Source organism: Microbispora triticiradicis (genome assembly GCF_005864065.1).
In the GTDB taxonomy this organism is placed as follows: domain Bacteria; phylum Actinomycetota; class Actinomycetes; order Streptosporangiales; family Streptosporangiaceae; genus Microbispora; species Microbispora triticiradicis.
Window position 1 is genome coordinate 731,430 of sequence record NZ_VANP01000001.1, and the last position, 23,419, is coordinate 754,848.

Below are 23,419 nucleotides of genomic sequence, written 5' to 3' on the forward strand. Positions count from 1 at the left end.
AGGGTGGTAGCGGGCGGGTCAAGGGGGGGTAAAGTGAACGTAGCTCCGGCACCGCGGACACTAGTTGCCCCCGGGGGTGCTCCCCGGGAAGACGACCGACCTCGAGGCAAGGAGTTACGGGTTACCTGGCCCGGACATGGGAGCCATACCGTCGGTCGTCCCCCGGAGAAGGGGCTTCACGAGGCGTGGTGACGGGTTCGGGTTCTTCTACCGGTGTGCCTCCGGTACCCGCCCGCCAGGACACCCGGGCTGAAGGTCACCATCAACTTGATGGTGACCTTCAGCATGTCCGGACCCGGAGCCCGACCGCAAATCGTCAAGAACTTCGGCATCACGCCGATGGGCTCGCGGACCAAGTCGCACTCCATGCGACCAGGCGGTGTAACACGCTCATGATCTGGCGGTATGGCCCGATATGGGCGAGGTAGAGGAGTCCGGCTCGAGCGGGTCGCCGGAACGGGCGACGTCGGGGGTTCCGGAGCAATTGCCGGGGTTGCGGTTGATGGGGATCGGCCCGGCGCTGGCGCTGGTGTCGACCATTGCGGTGGCGCTGCTCGGCGTGGTGATCGTCGGCGGGCTGTTGCTGTTCGGCGTGCAGGGCCTGAAGCCTGAGGCGCAGGTGAGCGCAGCCACGCTGTTTGAGCTGCTGAAGATCGCGTTCGCGGTAGTGGCTGGTGTCGGAGGTCTGGTCGCCTTGGTAGTGGCCTACCGGCGGCAGAAGGTCGCCGAGGCCGCCCAAGTGCTGGCCGAGCAGGCCGAGCAGCGCGCCCACTTGGCGGAACTGCGCGCGCAGCGCGGCGAGCAGCGGGAGGCGACCAAGCTGCACAACGACCGGTTCGCCACCGCGGCCGGTCAGCTCGGGCACGACTCCCCCGCGGTACAGCTGGCTGGCGCGCATGCCCTGGCCGGCCTCGCCGATGACGCGCCCACGCGGGAGCTGCGTCAGACCTGCATCGATGTGCTGTGCGCCTACCTGCGCATGCCCTACAGTCCCAAGCCGCCGGACGGAGCACCCGAAGCGGAGCGGCTGCTGTTTGTCGGGCTGCGCGAGGTCCGGCACACCATCGTCTGATGTTGCTCCGGTCTTGTGGACACCTGAGCGCTTGGGACGATGTGTCCCGGGAGGAGTTCACAAGTGCCGATGTCACGTCCGCCGTACCCGCCGGAGTTCCGGCGGCAGATGGTGGAGCTGGTCCGCGCCGGCCGGACGCCGGAGGAACTGGCCAAGGAGTTCGAGCCGACCGCGCAGTCCATTCGTAACTGGGTGGTCCAGGCTGAGCGCGATGAGGGCCGCCGCGAGGACGGCCTGACCAGCGCGGAGAAGCAGGAGCTGGCCCGGCTGCGGCGGGAGGTCCGTCAACTGCGCGAAGAGCGGGAGATCCTGAAGAAGGCCGCGGTTTTCTTCGCTCGGGAGACGGATCGGCCGAGATGAGGTACCGGCTGATCGACGCGGAGAAGACACACCACGGCGTCTCCCTGCTGGCCCGGGTGCTGGGTGTGTCGCGCCAGGGCTACTACGCCTGGAAGAACCGCGGCCCCTCGGCGCGGGCCCGGCAGGACGAGGCACTGACGGACACGATCACGAAGATCCACGCGGGATCGCGGGGAACCTATGGTTCTCCGCGCGTGCACGCCGAGCTGCGCCAAGAGTTCGGAGTGCGTATCGGGCGCAAGCGGGTGGCCCGGCTGATGCGCGCCGCCCGGCTTGAAGGGGTGCATCGACGCCGCCGGCGCGGGCTGACCCGCCGCGACCCCGCGGCGAGTCCGGCTGAGGATCTGGTGAAGCGGGACTTCACCGCGCCGGGACCGAACCGGACCTGGACGGCCGACATCACCTACGTGCCGACCGGCGAGGGGTGGCTGTATCTGGCCGTGGTGCTGGATGTGTTCTCCCGGCGGATCGTGGGCTGGGCGATGGCCGATCACATGCGCACCGAGTTGGTCATCGACGCCCTGGAGATGGCGATCTGGAACCGCAGGCCCGCACCCGGTCTGATCCACCATAGCGATCAAGGAAGTCAGTACATGTCGCTGTCGTTCAGCCAGCGGTGCAGGTCAGCGGGCATTCGCACGTCGACCGGGACGGTCGCCGACTGCTTTGACAACGCCGTCACCGAGAGCTTCTTCGCGACCTTGGAGACCGAGTTGCTCGACCGGCATCACTTCGCCACCCGCGCCCAGGCCAAGGCCGCCTGCTTCGACTTCATCGAAGGGTTCTACAACCTCCGCCGCCGCCACTCGACCCTGGGCATGCTCAGCCCCGCTGAATACGAACGCCGTTACGACGCCGAACAAGACCGCTACGCTGCCGCATAGCCGCAAACCCCGATCTGTCCACACAACCGGGGCAACTTCAGGCGATCGTGAGGGCCGTTCCGTGCGGCTCGCTTTGCGACCAAACCGCATTAGCAGCTCGGGGCACCACCGTTCAGGACAGTCCCACCTGGACCAACGCCCCTCGGCGGTCTTCCTGGAACGGGTTGGTACGACGGTGAACTGCAACCCAAACTGCAACCCGGACAGGCTTGCTCACCACGCGCGGGGCATGAAAGACCCTTGCCGTTGGAGGCCCGTGGACGCTCTGCCTTGCGAATCAAGATCCCACGGATTAAAAGATCGGCCTCGTGCTGTTCCGGACGGTTCAATGCAGGTCATAGGGCATGTGCGGTCCGCTTTGAACGACCCTGAACCCTGCTGCATTACAACCCAAGTGCAACCCCGTCGCTCGGTGGGCTGGGGCTGAGGAACGAAGTCCCAGACCGTCGATCGCCCCCGGCCACGTACGGGCTCAACCACCATCAGGCGATCGTGAGAGCGATAGGGGAGATAGCCACTTCTGATCATTTCTTGTGATGAGCCGTCGCTCGCCCCACCTGCAGGTAGTCGTCTCTCGCTCCGCGCGGGTTGCTCTACCTGGACCTGGGCATCATCGACGATACGGGCAGTAGCTATCGGAGGCAGACCGTGTAAGCCTGAAAGGGGCAATGGGCTGGTGAGCGGCTGGTCAGTCAGCGATGTGCCGCAGCTGATCGGGTATCTTGTCCACGTCTCCGGGGCAGGGGGTTCGGGGGGATTTTGGATGCGCATGGCGGGTCAGAGGCAGGCTTCGCCAGTGTTTTCCGGGTGTGGGTCTGCCCGCCTCTGACCTCCGTTACTGCCGGTCCAGTTTCAGCTGGACAGTGACCCAGGCACCGCCGCGTTCCACGATCACAGGGAACGTCGCTCCGGCCCGCTTGCCTGCCATTGCCTGGTTGAGGGCGGCAGTGGTGGTGACCGGGGTGCCGTCGAAGGACCTGATGATGTCACCGGCCATGAGGCCGGAGGACTGGCTGTTGCTTCCCGGGGCAACGAACAGCACGTTGACTCCGCTGGCGGTGTTTCTCAGATAGCCATCAATGACCCCTTGCGTGCCTGGGACGATGTTGACCGTGAGGGGCTGCGTGGTGCCATCGAAGGTCATCGTGCTGCTGAACTGGCCGCCGGCCATCGGGGCATTGTCCTCCGCTTTGAGTGTGACGCTGAGTTCTCCACCCCATATCCAGTTGTTGTGCTGCATGGTCATGGTGGCCGATTTGCCGTCCGGTGCGACCGTGGCCGTACAGATGACGCTGCCGAGGCAGGCTGTCGTGTTGATACTGACGATGCGGGTGTACGGCGGGGCCTGCGCGACGAACCGACCTGGCTGGTTGCGGATCAGGCTGTCAGCCTTGTAGACGACATCCTTGGCTGGGCCGCCCGTGTCCAGGTCGGGAACGCTCTGCTGCGGGGGCAGTGACCGCGCCGGACGTGCAAAGTTCGACGGCGCGCCTTCCGCAGTGGCCGCGAAGGCGGTTCCGCCGGTAAACAGGCTCGCTGCCACAGCGACGGCGGCATACAGCTTTATCCCTTTGTTTGTCATGGGTACTCCTTGCTAGCACGGATGTCGTGACGCATTGTGGCAGTTAAGTTGCGGAAAGTCGTGATGACGGGCCGCGTGAGAGGCAGACCAAGTAAGCCCGAGTGGGATCATTGACTGGTGAGCGAGCAGTCCGCGTTCAATGACGGCAGCACTCTCGGCAAGTCGACACGTTCACTATCAAGGCGGAGAGTGAATCTCAGGCGGGCGGCGGTGCGGCCCACGGCAGCGGCCGATGGTCGGGTACGGCGGGCGGGTGGTGCGGTGGGCGGCCCGTGGTCCCGCCGCCGGCCGAGACCGGCGCCCACGCCGCACGCTCGGGCGGCGTTCGGGCGGCGGGCCGTGCGGCGGCGCGCCGCGCCGCCGCGCTTGACAGCCTCGCGCGAGGACAACTCAAGAGCGGATCGGGCACGCAACGGGCACGGAAGAGCGCGAAGGGCGATTAATGATCAAAGCCCAGGCGGGGAAAAGGTTCCCTGGCCTGGGCTTTTGAGTGAGTGGAGCCTAGGGGATTCGAACCCCTGACTTCCTGCTTGCAAATCGGCCTGATCTCCAGGGACAACGGCCCCGACCTGGGCGAGAAGCCGCCCGCGAGTGACCGTGAGTGCCCCCTGTTGACCGCCCTTAATGGCCCGCTAATGGCACGACGATCACGCGATCCGACCTGCCCAGACAGGGGCCGACGCGGCCCGTCTCCTGGACCGCCCCCGTCCTCCTTGTAGCTGCCGCCCCCAGGACGTGACCGCCGTGTCAAGGGTCAGCGAAGCTGATCGCGAAGCGACGCCGTAGGCGCCCTTGACTCGGCGGGCACGGCCGGGACACTCAGGGCAGCGAGGAGGACGAACGCCACCGAGCCAGAAGCACGGTCGCAACCTTCGGGTAGCCGTTGCTAAGATCCGCCAGCAAACGGCTTAAGGAGTGGCCTCTCTATTGAGTGGGGTTCTTATTGGTCGACTCCTCTAGTTGCAATTCGCGCTTGCGTTGCTCATCCTTGAGTTCTTCCATATTTTGAGCGAACGCCTTAAGTACCAATTTTTCGTCTTCATTATCATATTCATTGATTCTCAATTCGACGGCTTTAAGGTGCCGCCGCATAGCGTCTGCGGTTTGCTGCTGAGTAGTGCGCCGCTCTCGAAATTTAAAAAACCCAGATACTCCTGCAGCCACGCTTACCAACCCACTAGCAATAGCCGTTACGAGCCGCACCGCAGGCAGGTCTACACCACCAACCGTTATACCTGAGAGGCTGGTCGCCGTAACCGAGCCGAGGATCACAATCCATTGCAAGATATTTGCATATCGGCCATTTCGGCGAGCATACCGACTGAGCTCTTCGATATCATTTGACGCTATAAGCCTATAAATGCGCAAGGCGGAGATAGGATCGGCCTTTTCCTTGGCCGCTAGATGTAGTTGCGCCGTCTCTAAGTTCCGCAGATCGTAGACGTGCTCCGAGATCTTGGGGCGGATGCTGATTAGATGCCACGCAGCATAGGCCGTGGATACCGCAGCAGCCGCGAAACCAACGATCGTGAAAGGCGTTCGGTAATTAGTCCAGACCCCTATGAACATCGCACTGCCAAGGAAGCCGGCAGCTCCTAGGCTCGCAAGTAGCCATATGGCCTGCAGGAGCCGCGTTGTCGTCAGATCACGCAGCTTGGATTGCTGCTGAACAATCGCTTTGGCAGCTTCCCGCCGCTCCTCGTCGAGACGCTCGTCCTGAGTCTCCCCATTAGGGACTGGCACGAGATCGCTCATGGACTGTCCTTATTCCTAGAGGTCAGTTCGATGCACAATTCTAGAGCGATAGGACGCAAGTGGCCAGGGTCGAGCTGAATTCAAGATCACGTGTGCTGTTGCGCTGCTGGCTGCAGCAACCTCTTGGCTGCGGCCATGCGCCGATCCCTCGAGTCCCTTATGACCTGGTCTGTGTACCGCCTCATTCCTCTAGCCTCCCCTCTCACGGAGAAAGCATCTACTCTAAGTTCGTGCTTGATATCGGTTGGTTTCGCTGCTTGCTCCTTGCCCTTGGGGCTGGAGCTTCGATCGGTGCCGGGGAAAATCTCCCCGTTCCCTTACGCCTCGCGCTGGTCTTGACCGCCATGATGGCGGCTGGTATGGCCGGGATGGATTTTAAAAAAAACCTGCACCTATGCGGGGGCGTTGGACTGTCACCATCACATAGGTGTCGTATTCGTAGTGCATACATCTGACCAATGTGGTCGTACCCGTCGCTGTCGTGCCGCCTGTGGCCTTATGACCCTGATCTATTTGGTTTGCCAGGGCGACGACAGCGGTCCCCTGTCAAGGTGACCTCGAAGTGGAGTGCGGCGCGGTGAGTGTGCGACAAGCGGCCCGAGCTGTCGGCGGCCGGGACCGGCCCCCAGGCCGCATGCCCGGCCGCCGAGCGGGCGCAGGGCCGCGAGGCGGCGCGCAGCGCCGCCCTTGATCCCTATGAGCACAATTCAGCAGAGTTCCGCGTGATCGTGGGTCACCTGGTCGAGTGCCGGTGATAAAACGCCAGCATGGAGGAGCGGCGAGATCGGTTGCGGGAGCTGGGTGAGCTGTTGCGGCGGCTGCGCAAGGGTGTGGGGCTGACGGGCAAGGAGCTGGCGGAGCGGGCTGGGGTGGCGCAGCCGACGATCTCGCGGATGGAGACGGGCCAGCTGTTGCCGACGCCGGAGACGGTTGAGCGGGTGGCCGCGGCCCTCCAGCTTGACCAGGACGCGCGGCGGGAGTTGGACACCTTGCTCGCGCGGCTGCGTGATGAGGTATCCCGCCTGAGAGGTGGGTTAGCTGGCCGGGAGGCGGCGAACGCTGCGCGGGTGCGCTCGTCGAAGTGGATAGCGGTCTTCTCCTCGGCAATGATCCCTGCCCTATTGCAGACTGCGGAGTATGCGCGGCTGGCGGTGGCGATCGGCCGGGATGTGGACGAGGACGATGCGGCCAAGGCGGCGGCTATAAGGGTTGATGCTCAGGCGGTGCTGTTTGAGGAGGGCCGGCGGTTCGCCTTCGTGCTGACTGAGGGTGCGGTGCGTACGTGGCCGGGGTCGCCGTCGTTGATGCTGGCGCAGCTCGATCGGTTAGCCCAGGTGTCGACGTTGCCGCATGTCCGGCTCGGAGTGGTGCCGTGGAAGGTGGAGGCGCCGGCCTTCCCGCTGCACGGGTTCACCGTCTTCGACGGATCCGTGAGCGTGGTCGAGAGCCTGACCGGGGATCTCACGTTAACCGAGGCGGGGGAACTCAGCGCGCATGAGGAAGCGTTCGGGGCGTTCGCAGACGGGGCCGTGTACGGGGATGACCTGCGGGCGCTGCTGGGTGAAATCGGGGCGGACTTCCGGAAGCTCGCGAAACAGCTCGGCGACTGACGCATTTATGCGTCCTATTCCTTGAGATGCTTCTAGCACTGGGCATACGCTCCTGCTCGTAGGCATGTCTAGCCCCCTATACGACGGAGCGTGTCCCATGCCCGCATGGCGCCTGTCCCGGCACTTCCTCGGCCGTCCCGCCTCGGTCACCGAAGCCCGCCGCTTCATCACCACCACCCTCGGCACCTGGCCGGTCGTCGAGTCGGCCGAACTCATCGTGAGCGAACTGGCGACCAACGCCGTCCGCCACACCGCCTCGGCCCGGTTCGGCGGCAAGTTCACCGTCAGCATCCAGGCCGAACCCGATCAGGTCTGGCTCGGCGTCGTCGACGAGGGCGGCCCCGAAGTGCCCCGGCTGGTGCGGCCCAACGACGACGAAGGTGGCCGCGGCCTGCTGCTGGTCGCCAACCTGGCCGACAACTGGGGCGTGTACGGCAACCACACCGGCCGTACCGTCTGGGCCCTGCTCAAGGTCGACCCCATCGCAGCCGCGCAGGCGGCCTGCCGGTGATGAGCTGCCTAAGCCCGCACGTGCCCGACCGCCGGCAGCCCGGGTGCAAGGAACTCGCATGGTTCGAACCCTCGGAGGGGGCGCGGGTGCGGGTCGTCGCCTGGACGTGCGACTGCCTGGCCATGGTCTATGAGCTGTGCCAGGCGGGCGGGCAGGGGTTCATCCGGCGTACCCTCCAGAACGAGGACTCACCCGAGATCCGCGAGACCCACCGCTGGCCCATCCCGCAGGCCCGTGACGTCTGGGCGGCTCTGCTGGCGGGGAGTGCGCGGTGAGCCCGCGCGGTGTCCCCAACCGGCGTTCGGCGATCCGGGCCGTGGACCCAACAACCGGCAAACCCGCCAAAATCGTACTGTCAAGAGGGATAGACGACATTTCGTCTAGAGCCCTAGACTCGGGTGCGCGCCACCGAGGAGGAACCGTGCCACCGAGTGACCTGGACAAGATCGCCGCCATCGACGATCCCTATCTGCTGCTCCGGGTCGCCACCGAACGACTCAACGCCGCCCAGCAAGAAGTCACCGAACTGGCCCGGCTCCGCCGCCGCGTCATTCAGGAACTCCACGCCCAAGGCATGTCGTATGCACAGATCGCCGAGAAGGCCGGCCTTTCCCGCGGGCGTATCCACCAGATCCGCCACACCGGCCCCGCCCCCGAAGGCGCATTCCTCGGCGTCGGCACCGTCACCGTCGTGACCCCGCTGCGGCACGACGCCGCAACCGGCCGCTCCATGGTCGCCCTGGACGACATGCGCGCAGGCAAGCGCCTGGAAGACCTCGCCCGAACCTTCGGGCTGAACGTCGCCACCGACAACGTCACTGTCGACGGGCAGATCGACCTCAACCGGCCCGGCCTGCTCGCCATCTGCGGCCCCCGCATGTCCGAAGCTATGCGCCAGGCGTACGACGCCGACCCGGTCATTCACTGGGAGCGCGAAGAGACCGGCTGGAAGCTCGTCGACACCCGCACCGGCCGCGAGTACCGGTCCGGCTCCCAGCTCGACCCGGCTCAGCCGACCGACTCAGCCTTCCTCGGCCGCCTGCCCCGCCCGGACGGCAACGGGTCGTTCCTGGCCATCGCCGGTATCCACCCCAACGGCTCTCTCGGCGTCATCCACCTGCTCGCCAATGAGATCGCCACGTTGTGGGGGCAGGTCGGCGACCGCCGCTTCTCCTGCGTGGTCGGCGTCGAATACGACCCGCAAACCGGGGAACCAGTGCGGGCGGAACTGGCCAGCCCGCTCTACCGGCACGAGGACACCTGATGCGCGTCGCCTTCGCCAGCGAACCCGCCTACCCCGACCGGCCAAACGAAGACTTCATCGGCGCCACCGCCGACGCCGTCGTCCTGCTCGACGGCGCCAGCATCCCACCCGGGGTCACCTCGGCCTGCTCGCACAGCGTGCGCTGGTACTCCCACATTCTCGGCTCGACTCTGCTCACTGAGATGACCCAAAGCGCCGGCCCCCTGCCCGGACTCCTCGCCCAGGGCATCAAGCACATCACTTCACTGCACGACTTCACCTGCGACCTGGCCCACGGCGGCTCCCCCTCCGCCACCGTCATCATGCTCCGCCAAACCACCGACCACCTCGACTGGCTCGTCCTCGGCGACAGCACACTCATCCTCGACACCGGCACACCCGAGCCGGAAGTGATCTGCGACGACCGGCTAGAACAGGTCGCCGCACCCCACCGCACACGACTCGACAGCCTCCCCGGCGGCACCCCCGAACACGCCGAAGCCCGCCGCGAGTACGTCGAAACCCTCGGCCACTACCGCAACCGCGACGGCGGCTTCTGGGTCGCCTCCACCGACCCCCTCGCCGCCGACCAAGCCCTCACCGGGACGATCCCCGCCGACCAGGTACACGCCGCAGTTCTGCTTACGGACGGGGCAGCTGACGCCGTCAACCGCTACCACCTCACTAACTGGCGACGGCTCCTTGACAGACTGGCCTACCACGGTCCGGCCGAACCGATCCGCCAGGTCCGCGAGGCCGAAAGTCTCGACCCCCATGGCAAACGGTGGCCGCGCAGCAAGGTTTACGACGACGCAACAGTAGTCTGGCTGCGTTTCGAGTGATCGAAATCGTGGCATAGAAGAGCGCAACGGTGCAGCGAAACGGCGCGGCAGAATAGGCTATCTGCAGACATACAGAGGAAATCTGCGTTCAGGCCGAAGCACCAAGCGCCGTATCATCGTCAGCCGCAGTAAAGCCGGACAGATAGACGTGACAGTGGTCTGCTAGGACTCTCCCTAATGCTTCTAGGTAGCGAGTCATCTGCACCACCTGGTCAGGATCAGGGAAGGCCGTTCCGCCCGTGGGATGAGCAATCTGGTTCCGCAGATCCATCAACTCATCCAACTCCGCCTGGGCAGCCTTGGTACATTCAGCGTCGTCTTGCTTATGCAGGAGTATTTTTAACCTAGCCTGCTTCCCCAGTTCCCTCCATAGGTCTTTAATGCCCAGCCGCTTAAACAACTCGGCTAGCACCTCGGGGCGCATGTTCAACTCAGTGATAGCCAGAATCTTGGATTGGATTACAATGGGGCCAGCCCCAGCCTGGCCATCCAGGTTACGGGCTAAGTCAAGAAGGAGCGCTTCAGCCTCTGTTTGGCTATAGCGATATTTTTTGGGAGTCTGAAATATTTCCAACGTACGTCGCTTGAGCTCGTTCCGCAGGCTATCTGGCAATGCCATATAGTCGGCGGAATTACTTGCAATCTCATCGCCCATCAACTCAACGAGTTGGCGCACGAAGTACTCGAACCTGCCGCACATGTAAAGGACCATGGAGCCCGAAAGTAGCGGAAGATCTGTTCGGAGCCCCGGTGCCGCCTCTTTTAGATCCACCGCCTCCTTCCATACGATCGACTGACTTTGGATTTCCTCTGGCGCCGAACTAGAGCCGAACTCGCGAAAGCTCTTGATTAGTCCCAGTAGATCCTGTACACGCCTCAGGTCCGAAACAAATTCGTTGAATACCTCGTCGAGAGCACTCATTGTAAACCAGCTCGCAGAATCGAACCGGCCAGACTCACCCTTTCATGCACGGCTTCGATAGTATTTCCGCGCCCCACTAGCACGTCATAGGAGTGTTCGTCGGCAAGAGCGTTATCGAGTTCCTCGCGAATCTGGACTGCGCGCGCCTCAATATCAAGACCAGGCTTCTGGCTAAGGGCGATCATGAGGGCATCGTAGAGGGGGCGACTAGGGCGATGAGTGGTCGGGAGACGGAAGGGCACCCCTTTGAAGACTTCGAGGAACCGGTACAACTGCGTTATAAATTCACGCTTTAGCCCGTCGGCCCTCTCAGGGTCAATATGCATGTTCTTTTCCATGTATCGGTCCATGATGGCCCGAAGAGACCCTTGTTTGCCCTTCTGGACGGCGTCACGGAGGGCGAAGAATCTAAGTACCAGCTCCGCATCGGCCAGCGATGAGAATAGGGCATTCTTCAGTAGCGCCTCCGACGGGTTCTCTTCTTCACTCTCATCGTAGGGAGGTATACCCCAAACTTGAGTGAACGGAGCACTCCGCGCTAGCTCGATTAGCATCTTATTGAGAGAGCCCGGGTAGAGGGCATTTCGCAGTTCCTGCGGGTTCAGGCGGACACCGCCCGTATTTAGGCGATCGAAAAGAACGCGTCGAACATCGAGATCATCCTGCGCCGCCTCACGGGTCTCCGCAAGCAATACGACGGCCGATAGACTTCTGCGAAGAAGGCCTCTCTGCAAAATATGAGGAAGATCCTTGAACTTCTGCCGGTTGAGTTCGGGCCAATACTCTAGCCCTGCAAGTGCGAACTCGTTACCGAGGAAACCTCGGATTGATTCCAACCGCTGTCGTCCGTCTATTACTTCATACTCATTATAGTCCCGCTCGAAGAGAAAGATCGGCGGTACAGGTATGTTCAGAAGGAAGGATTCAATAAGAAGGGACTTCTTCTTAGTAGTCCATCTGAGGCGCCTCTGATAAGCAGGCGAAATATCTATCAACTCTCGGCCAGGCCGCAGTGCATGCTGCAGATAATCGAGTTGATAGTCTTTCGTTTCTCGAACTACACGCAACTGACTGCGAGCATACTTCTCGGCGAAATCGACTACAGGGGTTTGATGAACTGGACTCGCTGCTGCGACTTCCTCTTCGTACCACTCATCGATCTCTTCCTGCCAAATCTGAGGATCTGCTGTCATAGCATCAATACTAGAAACGATCGCCTTGATACGACAGCCCCGACGGCTAACAATTTTTTATCGAGTCGGCGGATGACGCCCTCACGGCCGACCCACGTGCAAGGTTGAATAAGTTGAGGCGATATGCCTGATATGTATCGTTTTTAGCGAGTTTGTCAGCACAGAAGACCGGGAGAAGGAACTGAGGCGACCAAGGGGCAAGGCCGGGGTTGCGGTGGTCCATGTCGCGCGGATCGTTCAGTGAAGGTCGATGTAGAGCCCCCTAGACAGACTGCGTCGCGGAGACTATCGTCATCCGCATAGCCCTCTAGACAGTTCTCGTGACGGACCGCCCGTGCATGTCTAGGGGGGTGGACAAGAAGGTGGTGAACGATGGCACTGCAAGGACCCATCCCGATCAGCTTTGAGCTGCTGTTCCCGCACGGCTGCTACATCGTGGGTGAGGTGACCGCGGCGAAGGACTTCGACGCCAAGCGGGACACCCAAGCTAAGGACAAGCTGACCGGCCTTCCGGTGTGGCAGGTCCCGGTGATGGACGCCGACCCCTCGCTCAAGGCCGCGCAGAAGACGGTGACCGTGAAGATCCTCGCCGAGGTTCAGCCGGTCGTCCCGCCATCGCTGCCGGGTCTCCCGCTGGCCCCGGCCGAGTTCGACGGGCTGGAGGTCAAGCCGTACGTCCATCAGGCGACGGGGCGGCTCGCCTACTCGATCTCGGCGCGGGTGATGCGGGCTCCCCGCACCGGCACCGCCGGCAAGACCGGCAACGCTGCGAAGGACGCGGCGTGATGGGGCGGCGTACGGCGCGGCCCTCTGCCGTGATCAGCTTCAACACCGGGGGCGGCGCCTCGGCCAAGGCCCTGCCGTACCCGGCCCGTACCCCGGTGCTGGCGCTGGACTTCGGCGCGACCTCTGTCCTGGTGACCACCTCCGACAGTGACCAGGTGAGCCCGGCCGATGTCGAGTTCGCCCGGCAGCTCGCCCGTGAGGCGGCCTCGTTCGCCCGGTCGGTCGAGCGGCGGTTTCACGGCCTGGCCAACGGTCGCGGGGTGGCCTGATGGCACACAGTCCCTACACCCACGTGTCGATGTCGATCGACCCCGGACGCCGTCCCCGCATCGGCGTCTCGCTCTACACGCCGGTCCTGAGGGCGGGGGCACGGGTGCTGGAGTCCGGGCGTCCCTTCCTGTCGCTGGAGTCCGACGAGGCGAACGTGACGGTCTCGACCACCGGGGCCGGACCGGTCACCTCCAAGGACGTGGAGGTCGCGCGGCAGATCTTCAACGCCGCCGCGCGGTACCTGGCCGACTGCGAGCGCCTGCACGCCGACCAGTCGGCCGACTCCGACCAGATCACCCCGTCCGTCGTCGGCGAGACGGCGGCCTGAGATGCAAGCGGGGCCGCAGGAAGCGGCAACTTCCAGCGGCCCCTCAACTCTCCCTGACTGCGAAATCACGAGAGGACACGAAGTCTAATGTTCCGAAAACTGCCTGGCGACGAGACGCGTAACCTCGTCTCCACCACCCCGGACACGGCCGTGGTCTTCCGCCCGGCCGTCGTCAAGACGCCCGCCATCGTCACCATCGTGATCTGGCTGTCCCGCCTGTTCGCGGGCCTGGCCCGCCTGGTCGTCCGGCATCCGGTCGCAGTAGCGCTGCTGGTCGCCTTCGGCGTCGTGTGGACCCTGTACGGCTGGCGCCAAGCTCTCGTCCTTACCGGGTTCCTGCCCTCGGCCGGACTGTCCTGGGCGCTGCTGGACCGGGCCTCGTTCCTGCGCCTGATCGGCTGGCGGCTACTCGCCTTCTGGCGCCGAGTGTGGATCTACCGGCGGCACTGGCAACCCGTGATGATCGTGTCCGGGCTCGGCCGTCACCTCCAAGGCCGTGACTACCTGCCCCGGCTCGTCTGCGTCGAGTGCGACGGCTGGGCCGACCGCGTCACCGTGCGCATGCTGTCCGGGCAGGCCGTCACCGACTGGGCCAACCGCACCGACCACCTCGCCCACGGCTTCGGCTCCCCCTCCTGCCGTGTCACCGTCGCCAAGGCCGGACGGCTCGTGCTCACCTTCCCCAGGCGTGACCCGCTCGCCGAACCCCTGCCCGCCGTACCCATTCCCGAGACGGCAGATGTCGGGGCGGTGGAGATCGGTCAGTGCGAAGACGGCACACCGTACCGGCTCAAGGTCCACGGCACGCACGTCCTGATCGCCGGGGCGACCGGGGCCGGTAAGGGCTCGTGGCTGTGGTCGACCATCCGCGGCCTGCTCCCCGCGATGCGGGCGGGCCTGGTGCAGGTCTGGGCGCTCGACCCCAAGCGCATGGAACTGTCCTTCGGCCGCGCCCTGTTCGGCGCCCGGTACGCGGCCGATCCGAAGGAGTGCGCCGACCTGCTCGATGACGCCGTGAGCGTGATGCAGGAGCGGGCCGACCGGTTCGCCGGCCTCCAGCGCTCCCACACACCAACCGTCGCGGACCCGTTCGTCCTGGTGCTCGTCGACGAGGTCGCCTTCCTCACCGCCTACCAGTCAGACAAACAACTCCGCCAGCGCATCACGGCGGCCCTCGCCACGCTCACCACGCAAGGCCGGGCAGTCGGCGTCGGGGTCATGGCTGCTCTCCAGGACCCCCGCAAGGAGGTCATGAACATCCGCAACCTGTTCCCTGACAAGATCGCCCTCCGGCTGGACGAGTCCGAGCAGGTGGACATGGTGCTCGGTGATGGGGCGCGCGACCGGGGAGCGCTGGCCGACCACATCTCACCCGTCCCCGAACGCGGCGCGGGCGTCGGCTATGTCCGGCTGGAGACCTCCCCCGATCCGGTGCGGGTCCGGGCGGCCTACGTCTCCGACGTCGATATCCGCGAGATGGTCGCCGAGTACAGCGGTCGAAGCGAGGTCGCATGAACGGGGTGGCGCACTTGCTCGACGGGCTGCGCTGCTCGGTCTGTGGCGCGCTCAACGTCCTGTGGCTCGACCCCATCCGCGGCCTGGTCGAGTGCCAGGAATGCGGCCAGACCGCCCTCACCATCCCCGAGCCCGGAAGGGAGGACAGTTGACCGACCTTACCGACGCCCACCAGGCCGGGGGAGACCAGCCGATCTCCCCCGCCCGATCCAACGACCGGTCCACACCTCGGGCCGTGCGGATGGCTCAACCGCTGGCCCGTGAAGTCGTGGAGGAGATCGCCAAGCAGTACGGGGTGTGCATCCGCCCGGTCCCGCTGCGGCGGCAGGACATCCTCACCGGACAGACCGAGGTCATCGACGTCCCCTGCGGGGCCACCTTGGAGAGCAAGTGCCCGCCGTGCGCCAAGCGCAACCGGCAGCTTCGGCGGGCGCAGTGCCGGGAGGGCTGGCACCTCGACCACGAGCCGATCAACCTCCCCGACAACGCCGACGAGTATCAGCGTCACCTCGTGGAGCTGCGGGCCGACGTCCACGCCTGGCGGGACGAGACCGAAAAGGCCGGCGGCGACACCACCGACCTGGACGCCGCGATCGTCGAGCTGGACGAGGAGATCAACGCCGCGGGCATGCGGGGCAACGTCCTCGGCCGCACCTCCGGCAAACGGTCGCGGTCCACGAAGCGGCGGCAGGACGCCCCGGACCTGCCCAAGCGGCAGATGACCAAGACCACCCTCGGGCGGACCTTCACCGGCTCGGACGGCAAGGTCTACCGGCCGTCGATGTTCGTCACCCTCACCCTGCCCTCCTACGGACGAGTGCTGGAGGGCGCGCCGCTGAACCCGGACGCCTACGACTACGTCCGTGCGGCGCGGGATGCGCTTCACTTCTCCAAGCTCGTCGACCGGTTCGTGCAGAACCTCCGCCGGGTCGCCGGGTACGACGTGCAGTACTTCGCCAGCGTCGAGCCACAGAAGCGGCTCGCCCCGCATCTGCACATGGCGATCCGCGGCACGCTCCCGCGTGCGGAGCTGCGGCAGATCATCGCAGCCACGTATCACCAGGTGTGGTGGCCCTCGACCAACGACGTGCGGTTCGAGGGGGAGCACCTGCCCGTCTGGGAGGACGGGGCCGGCTACCTCGACCCCACCACGGGGGAAGTCCTGCCCACCTGGGAACAAGCCCTCGACGCCCTCGACCAGGACGACGACGCCGAACCCCTGCACGTGCTCCGCTTCGGCGACCAGATGGACGTCAAAGGCGTGCTCGCCGGGACCCCGGACGCTGACCAGCTCATCGGGTACCTGTCGAAGTACCTCACCAAGAGCCTCGGCGACGCCCTCGGCACCGGCGACCCGCGCCGGAAAGCTCACGCCGAACGGCTCCTCGACGCACTCCGCTTTGAGCCATGCTCGCCGACCTGCCCAAACTGGCTCCGCTACGGCGTGCAGCCCAAAGGCGCCAAACCCGGCATGGCCCCTGGGCGGTGCAAGGGCAAGGCACACAAGCCGGATCACCTCGGCTACGCGGGGCGGCGCGTCCTGGTCTCGCGGAAGTGGTCGAACAAGACGCTGACGGAGCACAAGCAGGACCGCCGTACCTGGGTCCTGGAAGCCCTCGGCGTCGAAGACGAGCCGGTCGACCCTCACCGCTACATCTGGCGACCGGTCAAGCCCGGTGACCCCGACCTGGCCCCGATCGGCGTCCGGCTGCTCCGCTCGGTCCACGAACGCCAGCGCTGGCGCAATCACCTCGACCGGCTCGAAGCCGAGGCAGACGGACGAGTTCTTTCGGCAACTGAAGGGAGGGCGGCATGACGAAACCGATTTCACCGACCACGCCACTCCCGCCAGAGGCCCAAGGTCGCCTGCTCCGTGTCGAAGAGGCGGCCGAACGGCTGAACACCTCCGTTCGCTTTCCTCGTCGGCTGATCGCCGAACGCCGTATCTTCTTCGTCCGCGTCGGCCGGGGCGTTCGCATTCCCGAAGCCGCACTTGAAGCGTTCATCGCGGCCGGGCTCGTCGAGCCGGTCAGGGCGCCGAAAGGGCGGGCGGCCTGATGGCGAACAGAGACGGTCACCGGCGTTTCGGCAACATTCGCAAGCTTCCCTCCGGCCGCTTTCAGATTCGCTATCCCGGCCCCGATGGGCGCATCCACACGGGCTCCACGACCTACGCCACGAAGACGGACGCGGACCGTGCGCTCACGCTGTTGGAAGCGCAGATGATCTCTGGAGAGTGGACGGACCCCCACCGTGGAAAGGTCCTGCTCGGCGACTACGCGCAAACCTGGATCAAAGAGCGACCGGGCCTGCGGCCCAAGACGGTCGAGCTCTACACCTGGCTCCTTGAGCGGCACGTCGCTCCCGGCCTCGGCGAAGTGCCGGTCGGCAAACTCACCACAGCGCTTGTCCGCTCCTGGCGTGCCGCCCTCATAGATAAAGGTGTATCCGTGTCCACCGCTGCCAAGGCGTACCGGCTGCTGCGGGCCGTTCTCATGACGGCGGTCGAAGAGGACAAGCTGATCAGCCAGAACCCGTGCCGGATCAAGGGCGCCGACAACGAGCAGACGCCGGAGCGGCCCATTCTCACCGTCGCCCAGGTCTTCGAGCTGGCAGACCGGATGGCGGACCGGCGATTCCGCGCGCTGATCCTGCTGACCACCTTCGCGAGCCTGCGATGGGGCGAGGTCATCGCGCTGCGGCGCTCGGACATCGACATCGAGGCACGTACGGTCCGCGTGCGGGAACAGCTCATCGAGCTGGACGGCGGAGACATGGTGCTCGCGCCGCCCAAGTCGCGGGCCGGCAAGCGGACGGTCAGCATCCCCTCGGCGATTGTCCCGATGCTCGTCGACCACCTCGACCAGTTCACCGGCACGGTCGAGGACGCGTTCGTCTTTCTCGGCAAGCGCGGCGCGTTCCTCCGCGGTGGCAACTTCCGGCGTGAGGCCAAGTGGGCGGAAGCGCTCAAGGAGATGGGCGTCAAGGGCCTGCACTTCCACGACCTACGGCACACCGGCAACACGCTCGCCGCGCAGTCGGGCGCGAGCCTGGCCGACCTCAAGGCGCGGATGGGCCACGACAGCGACCGGGCCGCGCTGATCTACCAGCACGCCACGCGTGACGCCGACCGGAAGATCGCCGATGCGCTGAGCGCGCGAGTCGAGGCGGAGCGCGATGCCGGCAAGAGCTAATGGCACGTTAATGGCACGAACGCCGCTTCCCATGATCGTGGAAGCGGCGTTTTGGCTGGTGGAGCCTAGGGGATTCGAACCCCTGACTTCCTGCTTGCAAAGCAGGCGCTCTGCCAGCTGAGCTAAGGCCCCTGGGCGGGCGCGAACTGCGAAGACAGGCAGATCTTCGAGCCCTCCGGTGCGTACACCGTAGCAACAGCCCGTGTGCGAGCGCCACTCGGCAGCGCACGGGGCATGGTTGCGGGGGGGTCAGGAGGCGGAGGTGACCACCGAGGGGGCGCCGACCTCGTTGCCCAGGACGAGGCCGGGGAACTCGGCGATGGAGTCGAGGATGTGGGTGGCGCCGCCGCCGAGCAGGCGCTCCCTGGTGTGGACCCCGGTGAGCACCCCGGCGACGATGGAGGCGCCCGCGCGCCGGCCGCAGAGCATGTCGCTCTCGGAGTCGCCCGCCACGGCCACCTGCCGTACGTCGTCGACGCCGGAGCGCAGGACGGCGGTGAGCACCATGTCCGGGTACGGACGGCCACGTCCGGCGTCCTCCGGGCACAGCGCGAGGTCCAGCATGTCGACCCAGCTGAGGGAGCTCAGCACCCGTCCCAGGGTGGCCCGGCTGAAGCCGGTGATCAGGGCGATCTTCAGGCCGGCCTCACGCAGCTTCTCGATCGCCTCGATTGTGCCGGGGATCGGGACCAGGCCGGCCCGCTCGATGGCTCCCTCGTACGAACGCTCGAAGGTGAGGTTGGCGGCCTGCGCCTGTGCCTCGTTGCCGGGGAAGATGCCGCGGAAGACTTCGATCTTCGGGCATCCCCGAGACCTGTGCACATGCACCATCGCGCGGGCATAGGCGCTGGTCCCGGGGACGATGCCCTGCGTGGCGATCGCCTCGGCGAACGCCCGTTCCACCATGGCGGTGTCACCGATCGTGGTCCCGGCCAGGTCCAGACAGGCCAGCTTCACGGGAGTCATTCCCCGCACCTCTGCCACGATCAAGCACCATCCCTGGTGGTCAGTTCTCGCTGCCGGTCGCCTCGGTCCACAGATCGAGCTCGGCCCGGTCGGCCTGCACCTTGCGCCAGACAAGGAGCCCGCCGACGGCGACCAGAGCGAGAACAAGCAGCTTCTTCACGGTGTGACCCCACTTCTTCGACGGTCTCACCTGCCGGGTGAGACAACGCCCGGTTCTACGGTTCCCTGCAGCCTAGCAAGGCTTCGGCGTCCGGCTCGGCCTGCCGGTAATTTCGGTGAACCTGAATACTGGTTTCGGATTTCCTGCCGAGTCCGTCGTACGACCGCGACGACAGGACGACGAGATCAGAACTGCCCAGCTCCCACCGGCGCTAACCCTGACGGCCGGGGCTATGGGCTGTTGGAGGACACGTGGTTTCGGACAGGCGGGGGGCGCTCCGCTCTCAGCGGAAGCCACTCAAACCACTCAGGGAAGGGTCACGCAGAGACGGATCGTCGTTCCGTCGGCCCCGGTGCGCACGGCGAGGTCGGCCAGGCGGTTCATCAGCCAGAGCCCACGCCCGCCGAAGTCGAATTTCGTCGCGGGCTCCTCACGCTCCAGGACCTCGGCCGGGATGCCGGGACCCTTGTCCGTTATCTCGCATACGAGGGAGCCGGCCTCGCTCCACATGGCGATGCCCCGCGGGGGCGAGCCGTAACGGATGGCGTTGGCGACGGCCTCGTGCACCGCGAGGACGAAGTCCTCCAGGACGATGCCCTCCAGACCGGCCTCCTGCGCGGACACCATGACCAGATGTCGTACCCGGGTGACCGAACTTCGGTCGAACTCCAGGCTGAGCAGGCTGCCCGCCACGGTTCTCCACCACCCTTCTGCTTCCCCCGAGCTACTACACCACTTACCGCCCATACGGACCTGACACGTATTTTCCGGTACGGCTTGCGCCACCGTTCCAGCGGGCCGCGGCAGCGGAGGTCGCGCACGTGACGCTAGCGCATCGTCACAGCTCCGTCAGGAGCAGGCTCAGCATCCGCTTGGTGTCGGCAAACGGTCTGGCCTGGATGCACAGGCGTTCCATGACCGCGAGATAGCGGTCGATGTCTTCGCGTTTCTCAAGGTAGATGGCGCTTGTCAGCTGTTCGAGATAGACGACGTCGGGCAGGCCGACGCCCGCGAAGCGCAGGATGCTGAACGGCCCGCCCGCGGCCGCGTGCCCTCCGGCGCTGAACGGGATGACCTGGAGCGTCACACGGGGCAGGTTGACCATTTCGAGCAGGTGCTCGATCTGGGCCCGCATCACCTCCGGGCCGCCGACCGGGCGGCGCAGCACCGCCTCGTCGATCACCGCCCACAGGTTCGGGGCGTCCGGCCGGGCCAGCAGTTCCTGGCGGTCCATCCGCAGCCGTACGCGGCGCTCGATCTCCTCCGCCGGAGCGTCCGGATGTCCGAGCCGCACCACCGCCGCGGCGTACTCGGGGGTCTGCAGCAGCCCGGGGACGAACTGCACCTCGTAGCAGCGGATGGTGCTCGCGGCCTGCTCCAGGCCGACGTACGCCTCGAACCAGGAGGGCAGGACGTCGTCGTACTTGTGCCACCACCCCGGCGCGTTGGCCTGGGCGACGAGGGACAGCAACGCCTCGCGCTCCGCCTCGTCGCTGACGCCGTACAGGGTGAGGAGATCGGCGACGTCGCGGCGGCGGAAACCGACGCGCCCGAGTTCCATCCGGCTGATCTTCGAATGCGAGGCGCGGATGGCGTGCCCCGCCTCCTCCAGCCGGATGTGCTTGCTTTCCCGCAGGCGGCGCAGCTGGGTGCCGAGGAGGAGACGCAGAACGGTGGGACTACGGCGTGACTGTGACGCCAGGTCAGGGAGTTGAGGCACACCCTCCGCAGGGGCCGCAGTCATATGAGGTCCTTTGAGGTGCACCGATGTTTACGCCCTGTTAACGATACTCTCCCCGTCGTCTCGCGCAAGCGGTGCGATCAGTTCTGCAGCAGATCGTCGAATTCGCCCTCTTTGGCGGAGCGGACGAAAGCGGCGATGTCCTGGACGGGCATGATCAGGGCGGGGCCGGACGGGTGCCGGGAGTTGCGCAGCGCCACCAGACCCTGGGGAAGCGCGGCGATCTCGACGCAGTTGCCGCTCGGATTGCTGTGCCGGCTCTTGCGCCAGCCCACCCGGCCCAGATGAGATGAGGGCATCCCGTTGTAGATCACGGACATGTGGGGCCTCGTTTCGGATTCCCCGCTCATGCAAGGACTTTCAAGCGCTTGCACGTGCATCTGTACTTGCACAGCAGCACCAATGGGAGCAGTATGACTTACTGAGTCATCCCGCCACACGGTCGACATCAACCTCATAAGGCTCTCAATGACTGGTTATCGGACAGACCGCGCTTCACTCGCAGAAGCCGATAGCGGTGCCCGTGATCCCTGGCTGGGTACGCTTGAGCAGGTCTTTCCGGACGGCGTGCGGTGGCCGTGGACCAATGGAACGGAGCCCGACGGCGCACCCCAGGTGGCGGTGCACGAATTCCACCGCGAAAGTCTCGCCGCGCGCACCGCGCGCCACTTCACGACGGGCGTGCTGCGCACCTGGTCGATGGACGACGTCTCCGACGACGCCGCGCTCGCGGTCTGCGAACTGGTCACGAACGCCCTGCGGCATGGTCTGCGCCACCAGGCGATCCACCCCGTCCCGGTACGCCTGCTGATGTTCCGCTCGACCCGGGCGCTGCTGTGCATGGTCACCGACCCCAGCAGCGCCGCCCCGGTGCTGCGTGAGCCCGACTACGTGTCGGAGACGGGACGCGGCCTCCAGGTCGTGGCGGGGGTCAGCCGCATGTGGGGCTGGACGCCCCTGCGTCCCGTGGGCAAGGCGGTCTGGGCCGGCTTCACGGCCGAGCGCTCCGGCTCGCTCCGCTGACCCACCGGGCCCTCCCCGCCCCCGTCAGGCACCCACCCGGCCCTTCCCCTCTCTTCAGCCCGATTTTCCTCGGTAGTATCGCCGTCTGGGCTGAACGGAGGATCATGCCGGGTTTCCCCCCGGTCGAGCCAGTGGGTTTCGACCCGTCCATCCCGAACGAGGCCCGGGTCTACGACTACTGGCTCGGCGGGAAGAACAACTTCGCCGCGGACCGCAAAGCCGCGGAGATGGCGCTGCAGATCGCGCCCGAGCTGCCGATGATGTGCCGCGAGGGACGCAAGTTCATGCGCAGGACCGTACGGTTCCTGGCGGAGGCGGGGATCCGGCAGTTCGTCGACATCGGGTGCGGCCTGCCGACCCAGGGCAACGTCCACGAGATCGCGCAGAGGTACGCCCCCGACGCCCGGGTGGTGTACGTGGACTACGACCCCGTCGTGGTGAACCACGGGCAGGCGCTGGTCGAGGACGACGAGCGCGTGGTGGTGATCCACGGCGACGTGCGCGACCCCGACGGGCTGTTCGCGCACCCGCGGCTGCGCGGGCTCGTGGATCTCGGCGAGCCCGTGGCCGTCCTGCTCGTCGGCGTCCTCTCCACCATGAACGACGACGATCTGACGCTCTCCATCACCCGGCGGTTACGCCAGGTGATCGCCCCCGGCAGTTACATCGTCATCAGTCATGCCGTCTCCGACATCCGGCCGGAGGTGACGGACAAGCTGTCCCTCCTGTTCGCCAACGAGTGGGCCGCCAAGGACGACGGCCGCATGCGCCTGCCCACACGGGCGGAAATTCCTCGGCTGTTCGGAGACCTTGAGCTGGTGGAACCCGGCCTCGTCCTGCTGCCGGACTGGCGCCCTGAGCCGGGCAGGCTGCGGCCGCCGAAGAACACGGTGTGGTCGGTCGGCGGCGTCGGCCGCAAATCCTGACGCGGCACCCTTGTTAGATCTTCGTTGAATATTAACGTGCCTAACCATTGACAGAAGTAGCGTCAGACGACGACGCTCAGTGAATACTCCAGCTTCCCTAGGGAGGTGGGACAGCGATGATCATCGCCATGTCCTGCTCCATGACCGCCCGCCCGTGCGCGGCGAGCGGTGGATGGACCACCGGCGTGCTCAGCCGGTGCACTTCGTGACCTCCGCCGCGGATCAGTGCGGAGTTCTCTACACAGACACTTATCTCAGCGTCAGGTGGTCCCCGGCGGACGCGTCGGTGATCATCGATGGCGAGGTCGACGTCTCCAACAGTGAGGCCCTGGCGAGCGCGCTCGCCAGGGCGAGGAAGGCGAGCGGCGAGATCGTCATCGACACGGGCGACCTGCGGTTCATCGATCTCGCGGGGCTGCGGGCCCTGCTGGCTCCCGCCTCCTTCGTCACGCACGACGCCGTACGGCTGCGGAACGTGCCGCCGTACCTGGGCCGTCTGCTGAGGATGCTCGACTACTGACGACCACCGAGGACTA

28 protein-coding genes and 1 tRNA gene are annotated in these 23,419 nt (G+C 65.6%); 19 read left to right on the forward strand and 10 right to left on the reverse strand.

What is annotated here, in order from left to right; genetic code table 11:
• The first annotated feature begins 502 nt into the window (after positions 1-502).
• Complete coding sequence (locus FED44_RS03540; RefSeq protein WP_138459716.1) at positions 503-1,072, forward strand: hypothetical protein; 570 nt, start codon at positions 503-505, stop codon at positions 1,070-1,072.
• A 63-nt stretch (positions 1,073-1,135) separates the two neighbouring features.
• Positions 1,136-2,316, forward strand: a protein-coding gene (locus FED44_RS03545) for an IS3 family transposase (RefSeq protein WP_396700708.1) whose coding sequence is annotated in 2 segments (ribosomal slippage) — positions 1,136-1,385 and positions 1,385-2,316 — 1,182 coding nt in all. Because the reading frame shifts where the segments join, the coding sequence is not laid out codon by codon here.
• An 835-nt stretch (positions 2,317-3,151) separates the two neighbouring features.
• Here the strand turns inward: FED44_RS03545 and FED44_RS03550 are convergent.
• Together FED44_RS03550 and FED44_RS03555 are read right to left on the reverse strand one after the other, a co-directional pair.
• Positions 3,152-3,898, reverse strand: coding sequence for a PDZ domain-containing protein (locus tag FED44_RS03550; RefSeq protein WP_138459717.1), 747 nt, complete (start codon positions 3,896-3,898; stop codon positions 3,152-3,154).
• A 924-nt stretch (positions 3,899-4,822) separates the two neighbouring features.
• On the reverse strand, positions 4,823-5,653 hold the full coding sequence (locus FED44_RS03555; RefSeq protein WP_138459718.1) for a DUF4231 domain-containing protein: 831 nt from the start codon (positions 5,651-5,653) through the stop codon (positions 4,823-4,825).
• A gap of 581 nt (positions 5,654-6,234) precedes the next feature.
• Between FED44_RS03555 and FED44_RS35625 the strand changes: the two genes are divergently transcribed.
• From FED44_RS35625 to FED44_RS03580, 6 genes are all read left to right on the forward strand, one after another.
• Positions 6,235-6,408, forward strand: a complete 174-nt coding sequence (locus FED44_RS35625; protein WP_167521380.1) for a hypothetical protein — start codon at positions 6,235-6,237, stop codon at positions 6,406-6,408.
• Positions 6,409-6,420: 12 nt separating this feature from the next.
• Positions 6,421-7,263: a helix-turn-helix domain-containing protein gene (locus FED44_RS03560; protein WP_138459719.1), complete on the forward strand. Its 843-nt coding sequence runs from the start codon at positions 6,421-6,423 to the stop codon at positions 7,261-7,263.
• A 97-nt stretch (positions 7,264-7,360) separates the two neighbouring features.
• Positions 7,361-7,774: an ATP-binding protein gene (locus FED44_RS03565; RefSeq protein ID WP_167521381.1), complete on the forward strand. Its 414-nt coding sequence runs from the start codon at positions 7,361-7,363 to the stop codon at positions 7,772-7,774.
• Positions 7,774-8,049 (forward strand): hypothetical protein, encoded by a 276-nt coding sequence (locus FED44_RS03570; RefSeq protein WP_138459721.1) that lies wholly within the window; start codon positions 7,774-7,776, stop codon positions 8,047-8,049. Before FED44_RS03565 ends, FED44_RS03570 begins: the two co-directional genes overlap by 1 nt.
• Before the next feature lie 146 nt (positions 8,050-8,195).
• Entirely contained in the window at positions 8,196-9,038 is an 843-nt protein-coding gene (locus tag FED44_RS03575; RefSeq protein WP_244301682.1) for a sigma factor-like helix-turn-helix DNA-binding protein, read from the forward strand.
• Complete coding sequence (locus FED44_RS03580; protein ID WP_138459722.1) at positions 9,038-9,859, forward strand: NUDIX hydrolase; 822 nt, start codon at positions 9,038-9,040, stop codon at positions 9,857-9,859. Before FED44_RS03575 ends, FED44_RS03580 begins: the two co-directional genes overlap by 1 nt.
• 88 nt (positions 9,860-9,947) lie before the next feature.
• Here the strand turns inward: FED44_RS03580 and FED44_RS03585 are convergent, their stop codons facing one another.
• Positions 9,948-10,781, reverse strand: coding sequence for a HEPN domain-containing protein (locus tag FED44_RS03585; protein ID WP_138459723.1), 834 nt, complete (start codon positions 10,779-10,781; stop codon positions 9,948-9,950).
• Positions 10,778-11,974 (reverse strand): DUF262 domain-containing protein, encoded by a 1,197-nt coding sequence (locus tag FED44_RS03590; protein ID WP_138459724.1) that lies wholly within the window; start codon positions 11,972-11,974, stop codon positions 10,778-10,780. The genes FED44_RS03585 and FED44_RS03590 overlap by 4 nt, the downstream gene beginning before the upstream one ends.
• 372 nt (positions 11,975-12,346) lie before the next feature.
• Here FED44_RS03590 and FED44_RS03595 point away from each other — a divergent pair, with 372 nt between their 5' ends.
• From FED44_RS03595 to FED44_RS03625, 8 genes are all read left to right on the forward strand, one after another.
• The gene (locus FED44_RS03595) at positions 12,347-12,760 is read left to right on the forward strand and encodes a plasmid replication, integration and excision activator (RefSeq protein ID WP_138459725.1); all 414 of its coding nucleotides are present in this window, start codon (positions 12,347-12,349) and stop codon (positions 12,758-12,760) included.
• A complete protein-coding gene (locus tag FED44_RS03600) occupies positions 12,760-13,029 on the forward strand; it encodes a hypothetical protein (protein WP_138459726.1) in 270 nt (89 codons plus the stop codon). Before FED44_RS03595 ends, FED44_RS03600 begins: the two co-directional genes overlap by 1 nt.
• On the forward strand, positions 13,029-13,358 hold the full coding sequence (locus tag FED44_RS03605; protein ID WP_138459727.1) for a hypothetical protein: 330 nt from the start codon (positions 13,029-13,031) through the stop codon (positions 13,356-13,358). Before FED44_RS03600 ends, FED44_RS03605 begins: the two co-directional genes overlap by 1 nt.
• Positions 13,359-13,445: 87 nt before the next feature.
• On the forward strand, positions 13,446-14,873 hold the full coding sequence (locus tag FED44_RS03610) for an FtsK/SpoIIIE domain-containing protein (RefSeq protein ID WP_138459728.1): 1,428 nt from the start codon (positions 13,446-13,448) through the stop codon (positions 14,871-14,873).
• Positions 14,870-15,025 carry a hypothetical protein gene (locus FED44_RS35630; RefSeq protein ID WP_167521382.1) on the forward strand — a complete coding sequence of 52 codons (156 nt, stop codon included), beginning with the start codon at positions 14,870-14,872 and terminating at the stop codon, positions 15,023-15,025. The genes FED44_RS03610 and FED44_RS35630 overlap by 4 nt, the downstream gene beginning before the upstream one ends.
• Positions 15,026-15,114: 89 nt before the next feature.
• The gene (locus FED44_RS03615; protein WP_138459921.1) at positions 15,115-16,689 is read left to right on the forward strand and encodes a replication initiator; all 1,575 of its coding nucleotides are present in this window, start codon (positions 15,115-15,117) and stop codon (positions 16,687-16,689) included.
• The gene (locus FED44_RS03620) at positions 16,686-16,931 is read left to right on the forward strand and encodes a helix-turn-helix domain-containing protein (RefSeq protein ID WP_138459729.1); all 246 of its coding nucleotides are present in this window, start codon (positions 16,686-16,688) and stop codon (positions 16,929-16,931) included. Before FED44_RS03615 ends, FED44_RS03620 begins: the two co-directional genes overlap by 4 nt.
• Positions 16,931-18,067, forward strand: coding sequence for a tyrosine-type recombinase/integrase (locus tag FED44_RS03625; protein WP_138459730.1), 1,137 nt, complete (start codon positions 16,931-16,933; stop codon positions 18,065-18,067). The genes FED44_RS03620 and FED44_RS03625 overlap by 1 nt, the downstream gene beginning before the upstream one ends.
• Before the next feature lie 56 nt (positions 18,068-18,123).
• Here the strand turns inward: FED44_RS03625 and FED44_RS03630 are convergent.
• The 6 genes from FED44_RS03630 to FED44_RS03650 all read right to left on the reverse strand — a co-directional run bounded on the left by FED44_RS03630 (position 18,124) and on the right by FED44_RS03650 (position 21,254).
• Positions 18,124-18,199 (reverse strand) — tRNA-Ala (locus tag FED44_RS03630).
• Positions 18,200-18,316: 117 nt separating this feature from the next.
• Positions 18,317-19,033 (reverse strand): HAD family hydrolase, encoded by a 717-nt coding sequence (locus FED44_RS03635; protein WP_111697475.1) that lies wholly within the window; start codon positions 19,031-19,033, stop codon positions 18,317-18,319.
• 40 nt (positions 19,034-19,073) lie between these two features.
• Positions 19,074-19,193: a DLW-39 family protein gene (locus FED44_RS37070; RefSeq protein WP_208802288.1), complete on the reverse strand. Its 120-nt coding sequence runs from the start codon at positions 19,191-19,193 to the stop codon at positions 19,074-19,076.
• Between the two features lie 306 nt (positions 19,194-19,499).
• Positions 19,500-19,886, reverse strand: coding sequence for an ATP-binding protein (locus FED44_RS03640; RefSeq protein WP_167521383.1), 387 nt, complete (start codon positions 19,884-19,886; stop codon positions 19,500-19,502).
• A 145-nt stretch (positions 19,887-20,031) separates the two neighbouring features.
• The gene (locus tag FED44_RS03645; protein WP_111697473.1) at positions 20,032-20,937 is read right to left on the reverse strand and encodes a helix-turn-helix domain-containing protein; all 906 of its coding nucleotides are present in this window, start codon (positions 20,935-20,937) and stop codon (positions 20,032-20,034) included.
• 77 nt (positions 20,938-21,014) lie between these two features.
• Positions 21,015-21,254, reverse strand: coding sequence for a DUF397 domain-containing protein (locus FED44_RS03650; protein WP_111697472.1), 240 nt, complete (start codon positions 21,252-21,254; stop codon positions 21,015-21,017).
• A 295-nt stretch (positions 21,255-21,549) separates the two neighbouring features.
• Here FED44_RS03650 and FED44_RS03655 point away from each other — a divergent pair, with 295 nt between their 5' ends.
• The 3 genes from FED44_RS03655 to FED44_RS03665 all read left to right on the forward strand — a co-directional run bounded on the left by FED44_RS03655 (position 21,550) and on the right by FED44_RS03665 (position 23,403).
• Entirely contained in the window at positions 21,550-21,957 is a 408-nt protein-coding gene (locus tag FED44_RS03655; protein ID WP_244301684.1) for an ATP-binding protein, read from the forward strand.
• 104 nt (positions 21,958-22,061) lie between these two features.
• The gene (locus FED44_RS03660; protein ID WP_138459732.1) at positions 22,062-22,883 is read left to right on the forward strand and encodes an SAM-dependent methyltransferase; all 822 of its coding nucleotides are present in this window, start codon (positions 22,062-22,064) and stop codon (positions 22,881-22,883) included.
• 286 nt (positions 22,884-23,169) lie between these two features.
• A complete protein-coding gene (locus tag FED44_RS03665; RefSeq protein ID WP_165900431.1) occupies positions 23,170-23,403 on the forward strand; it encodes an STAS domain-containing protein in 234 nt (77 codons plus the stop codon).
• Positions 23,404-23,419: the final 16 nt, after the last annotated feature.

Coding starts and splice junctions, on each gene's coding strand:
- FED44_RS03540 (WP_138459716.1), top strand. CDS start 503: ATGGGGATCGGCCCGGCGCTGGCGCTGGTGTCGACCATTGCGGTGGCG.
- FED44_RS03550 (WP_138459717.1), bottom strand. CDS start 3,898: ATGACAAACAAAGGGATAAAGCTGTATGCCGCCGTCGCTGTGGCAGCG.
- FED44_RS03555 (WP_138459718.1), bottom strand. CDS start 5,653: ATGAGCGATCTCGTGCCAGTCCCTAATGGGGAGACTCAGGACGAGCGT.
- FED44_RS03560 (WP_138459719.1), top strand. CDS start 6,421: ATGGAGGAGCGGCGAGATCGGTTGCGGGAGCTGGGTGAGCTGTTGCGG.
- FED44_RS03565 (WP_167521381.1), top strand. CDS start 7,361: ATGCCCGCATGGCGCCTGTCCCGGCACTTCCTCGGCCGTCCCGCCTCG.
- FED44_RS03570 (WP_138459721.1), top strand. CDS start 7,774: ATGAGCTGCCTAAGCCCGCACGTGCCCGACCGCCGGCAGCCCGGGTGC.
- FED44_RS03580 (WP_138459722.1), top strand. CDS start 9,038: ATGCGCGTCGCCTTCGCCAGCGAACCCGCCTACCCCGACCGGCCAAAC.
- FED44_RS03585 (WP_138459723.1), bottom strand. CDS start 10,781: ATGAGTGCTCTCGACGAGGTATTCAACGAATTTGTTTCGGACCTGAGG.
- FED44_RS03590 (WP_138459724.1), bottom strand. CDS start 11,974: ATGACAGCAGATCCTCAGATTTGGCAGGAAGAGATCGATGAGTGGTAC.
- FED44_RS03595 (WP_138459725.1), top strand. CDS start 12,347: ATGGCACTGCAAGGACCCATCCCGATCAGCTTTGAGCTGCTGTTCCCG.
- FED44_RS03600 (WP_138459726.1), top strand. CDS start 12,760: ATGGGGCGGCGTACGGCGCGGCCCTCTGCCGTGATCAGCTTCAACACC.
- FED44_RS03605 (WP_138459727.1), top strand. CDS start 13,029: ATGGCACACAGTCCCTACACCCACGTGTCGATGTCGATCGACCCCGGA.
- FED44_RS03610 (WP_138459728.1), top strand. CDS start 13,446: ATGTTCCGAAAACTGCCTGGCGACGAGACGCGTAACCTCGTCTCCACC.
- FED44_RS35630 (WP_167521382.1), top strand. CDS start 14,870: ATGAACGGGGTGGCGCACTTGCTCGACGGGCTGCGCTGCTCGGTCTGT.
- FED44_RS03615 (WP_138459921.1), top strand. CDS start 15,115: ATGGCTCAACCGCTGGCCCGTGAAGTCGTGGAGGAGATCGCCAAGCAG.
- FED44_RS03620 (WP_138459729.1), top strand. CDS start 16,686: ATGACGAAACCGATTTCACCGACCACGCCACTCCCGCCAGAGGCCCAA.
- FED44_RS03625 (WP_138459730.1), top strand. CDS start 16,931: ATGGCGAACAGAGACGGTCACCGGCGTTTCGGCAACATTCGCAAGCTT.
- FED44_RS03635 (WP_111697475.1), bottom strand. CDS start 19,033: ATGACTCCCGTGAAGCTGGCCTGTCTGGACCTGGCCGGGACCACGATC.
- FED44_RS03645 (WP_111697473.1), bottom strand. CDS start 20,937: ATGACTGCGGCCCCTGCGGAGGGTGTGCCTCAACTCCCTGACCTGGCG.
- FED44_RS03650 (WP_111697472.1), bottom strand. CDS start 21,254: ATGTCCGTGATCTACAACGGGATGCCCTCATCTCATCTGGGCCGGGTG.
- FED44_RS03660 (WP_138459732.1), top strand. CDS start 22,062: ATGCCGGGTTTCCCCCCGGTCGAGCCAGTGGGTTTCGACCCGTCCATC.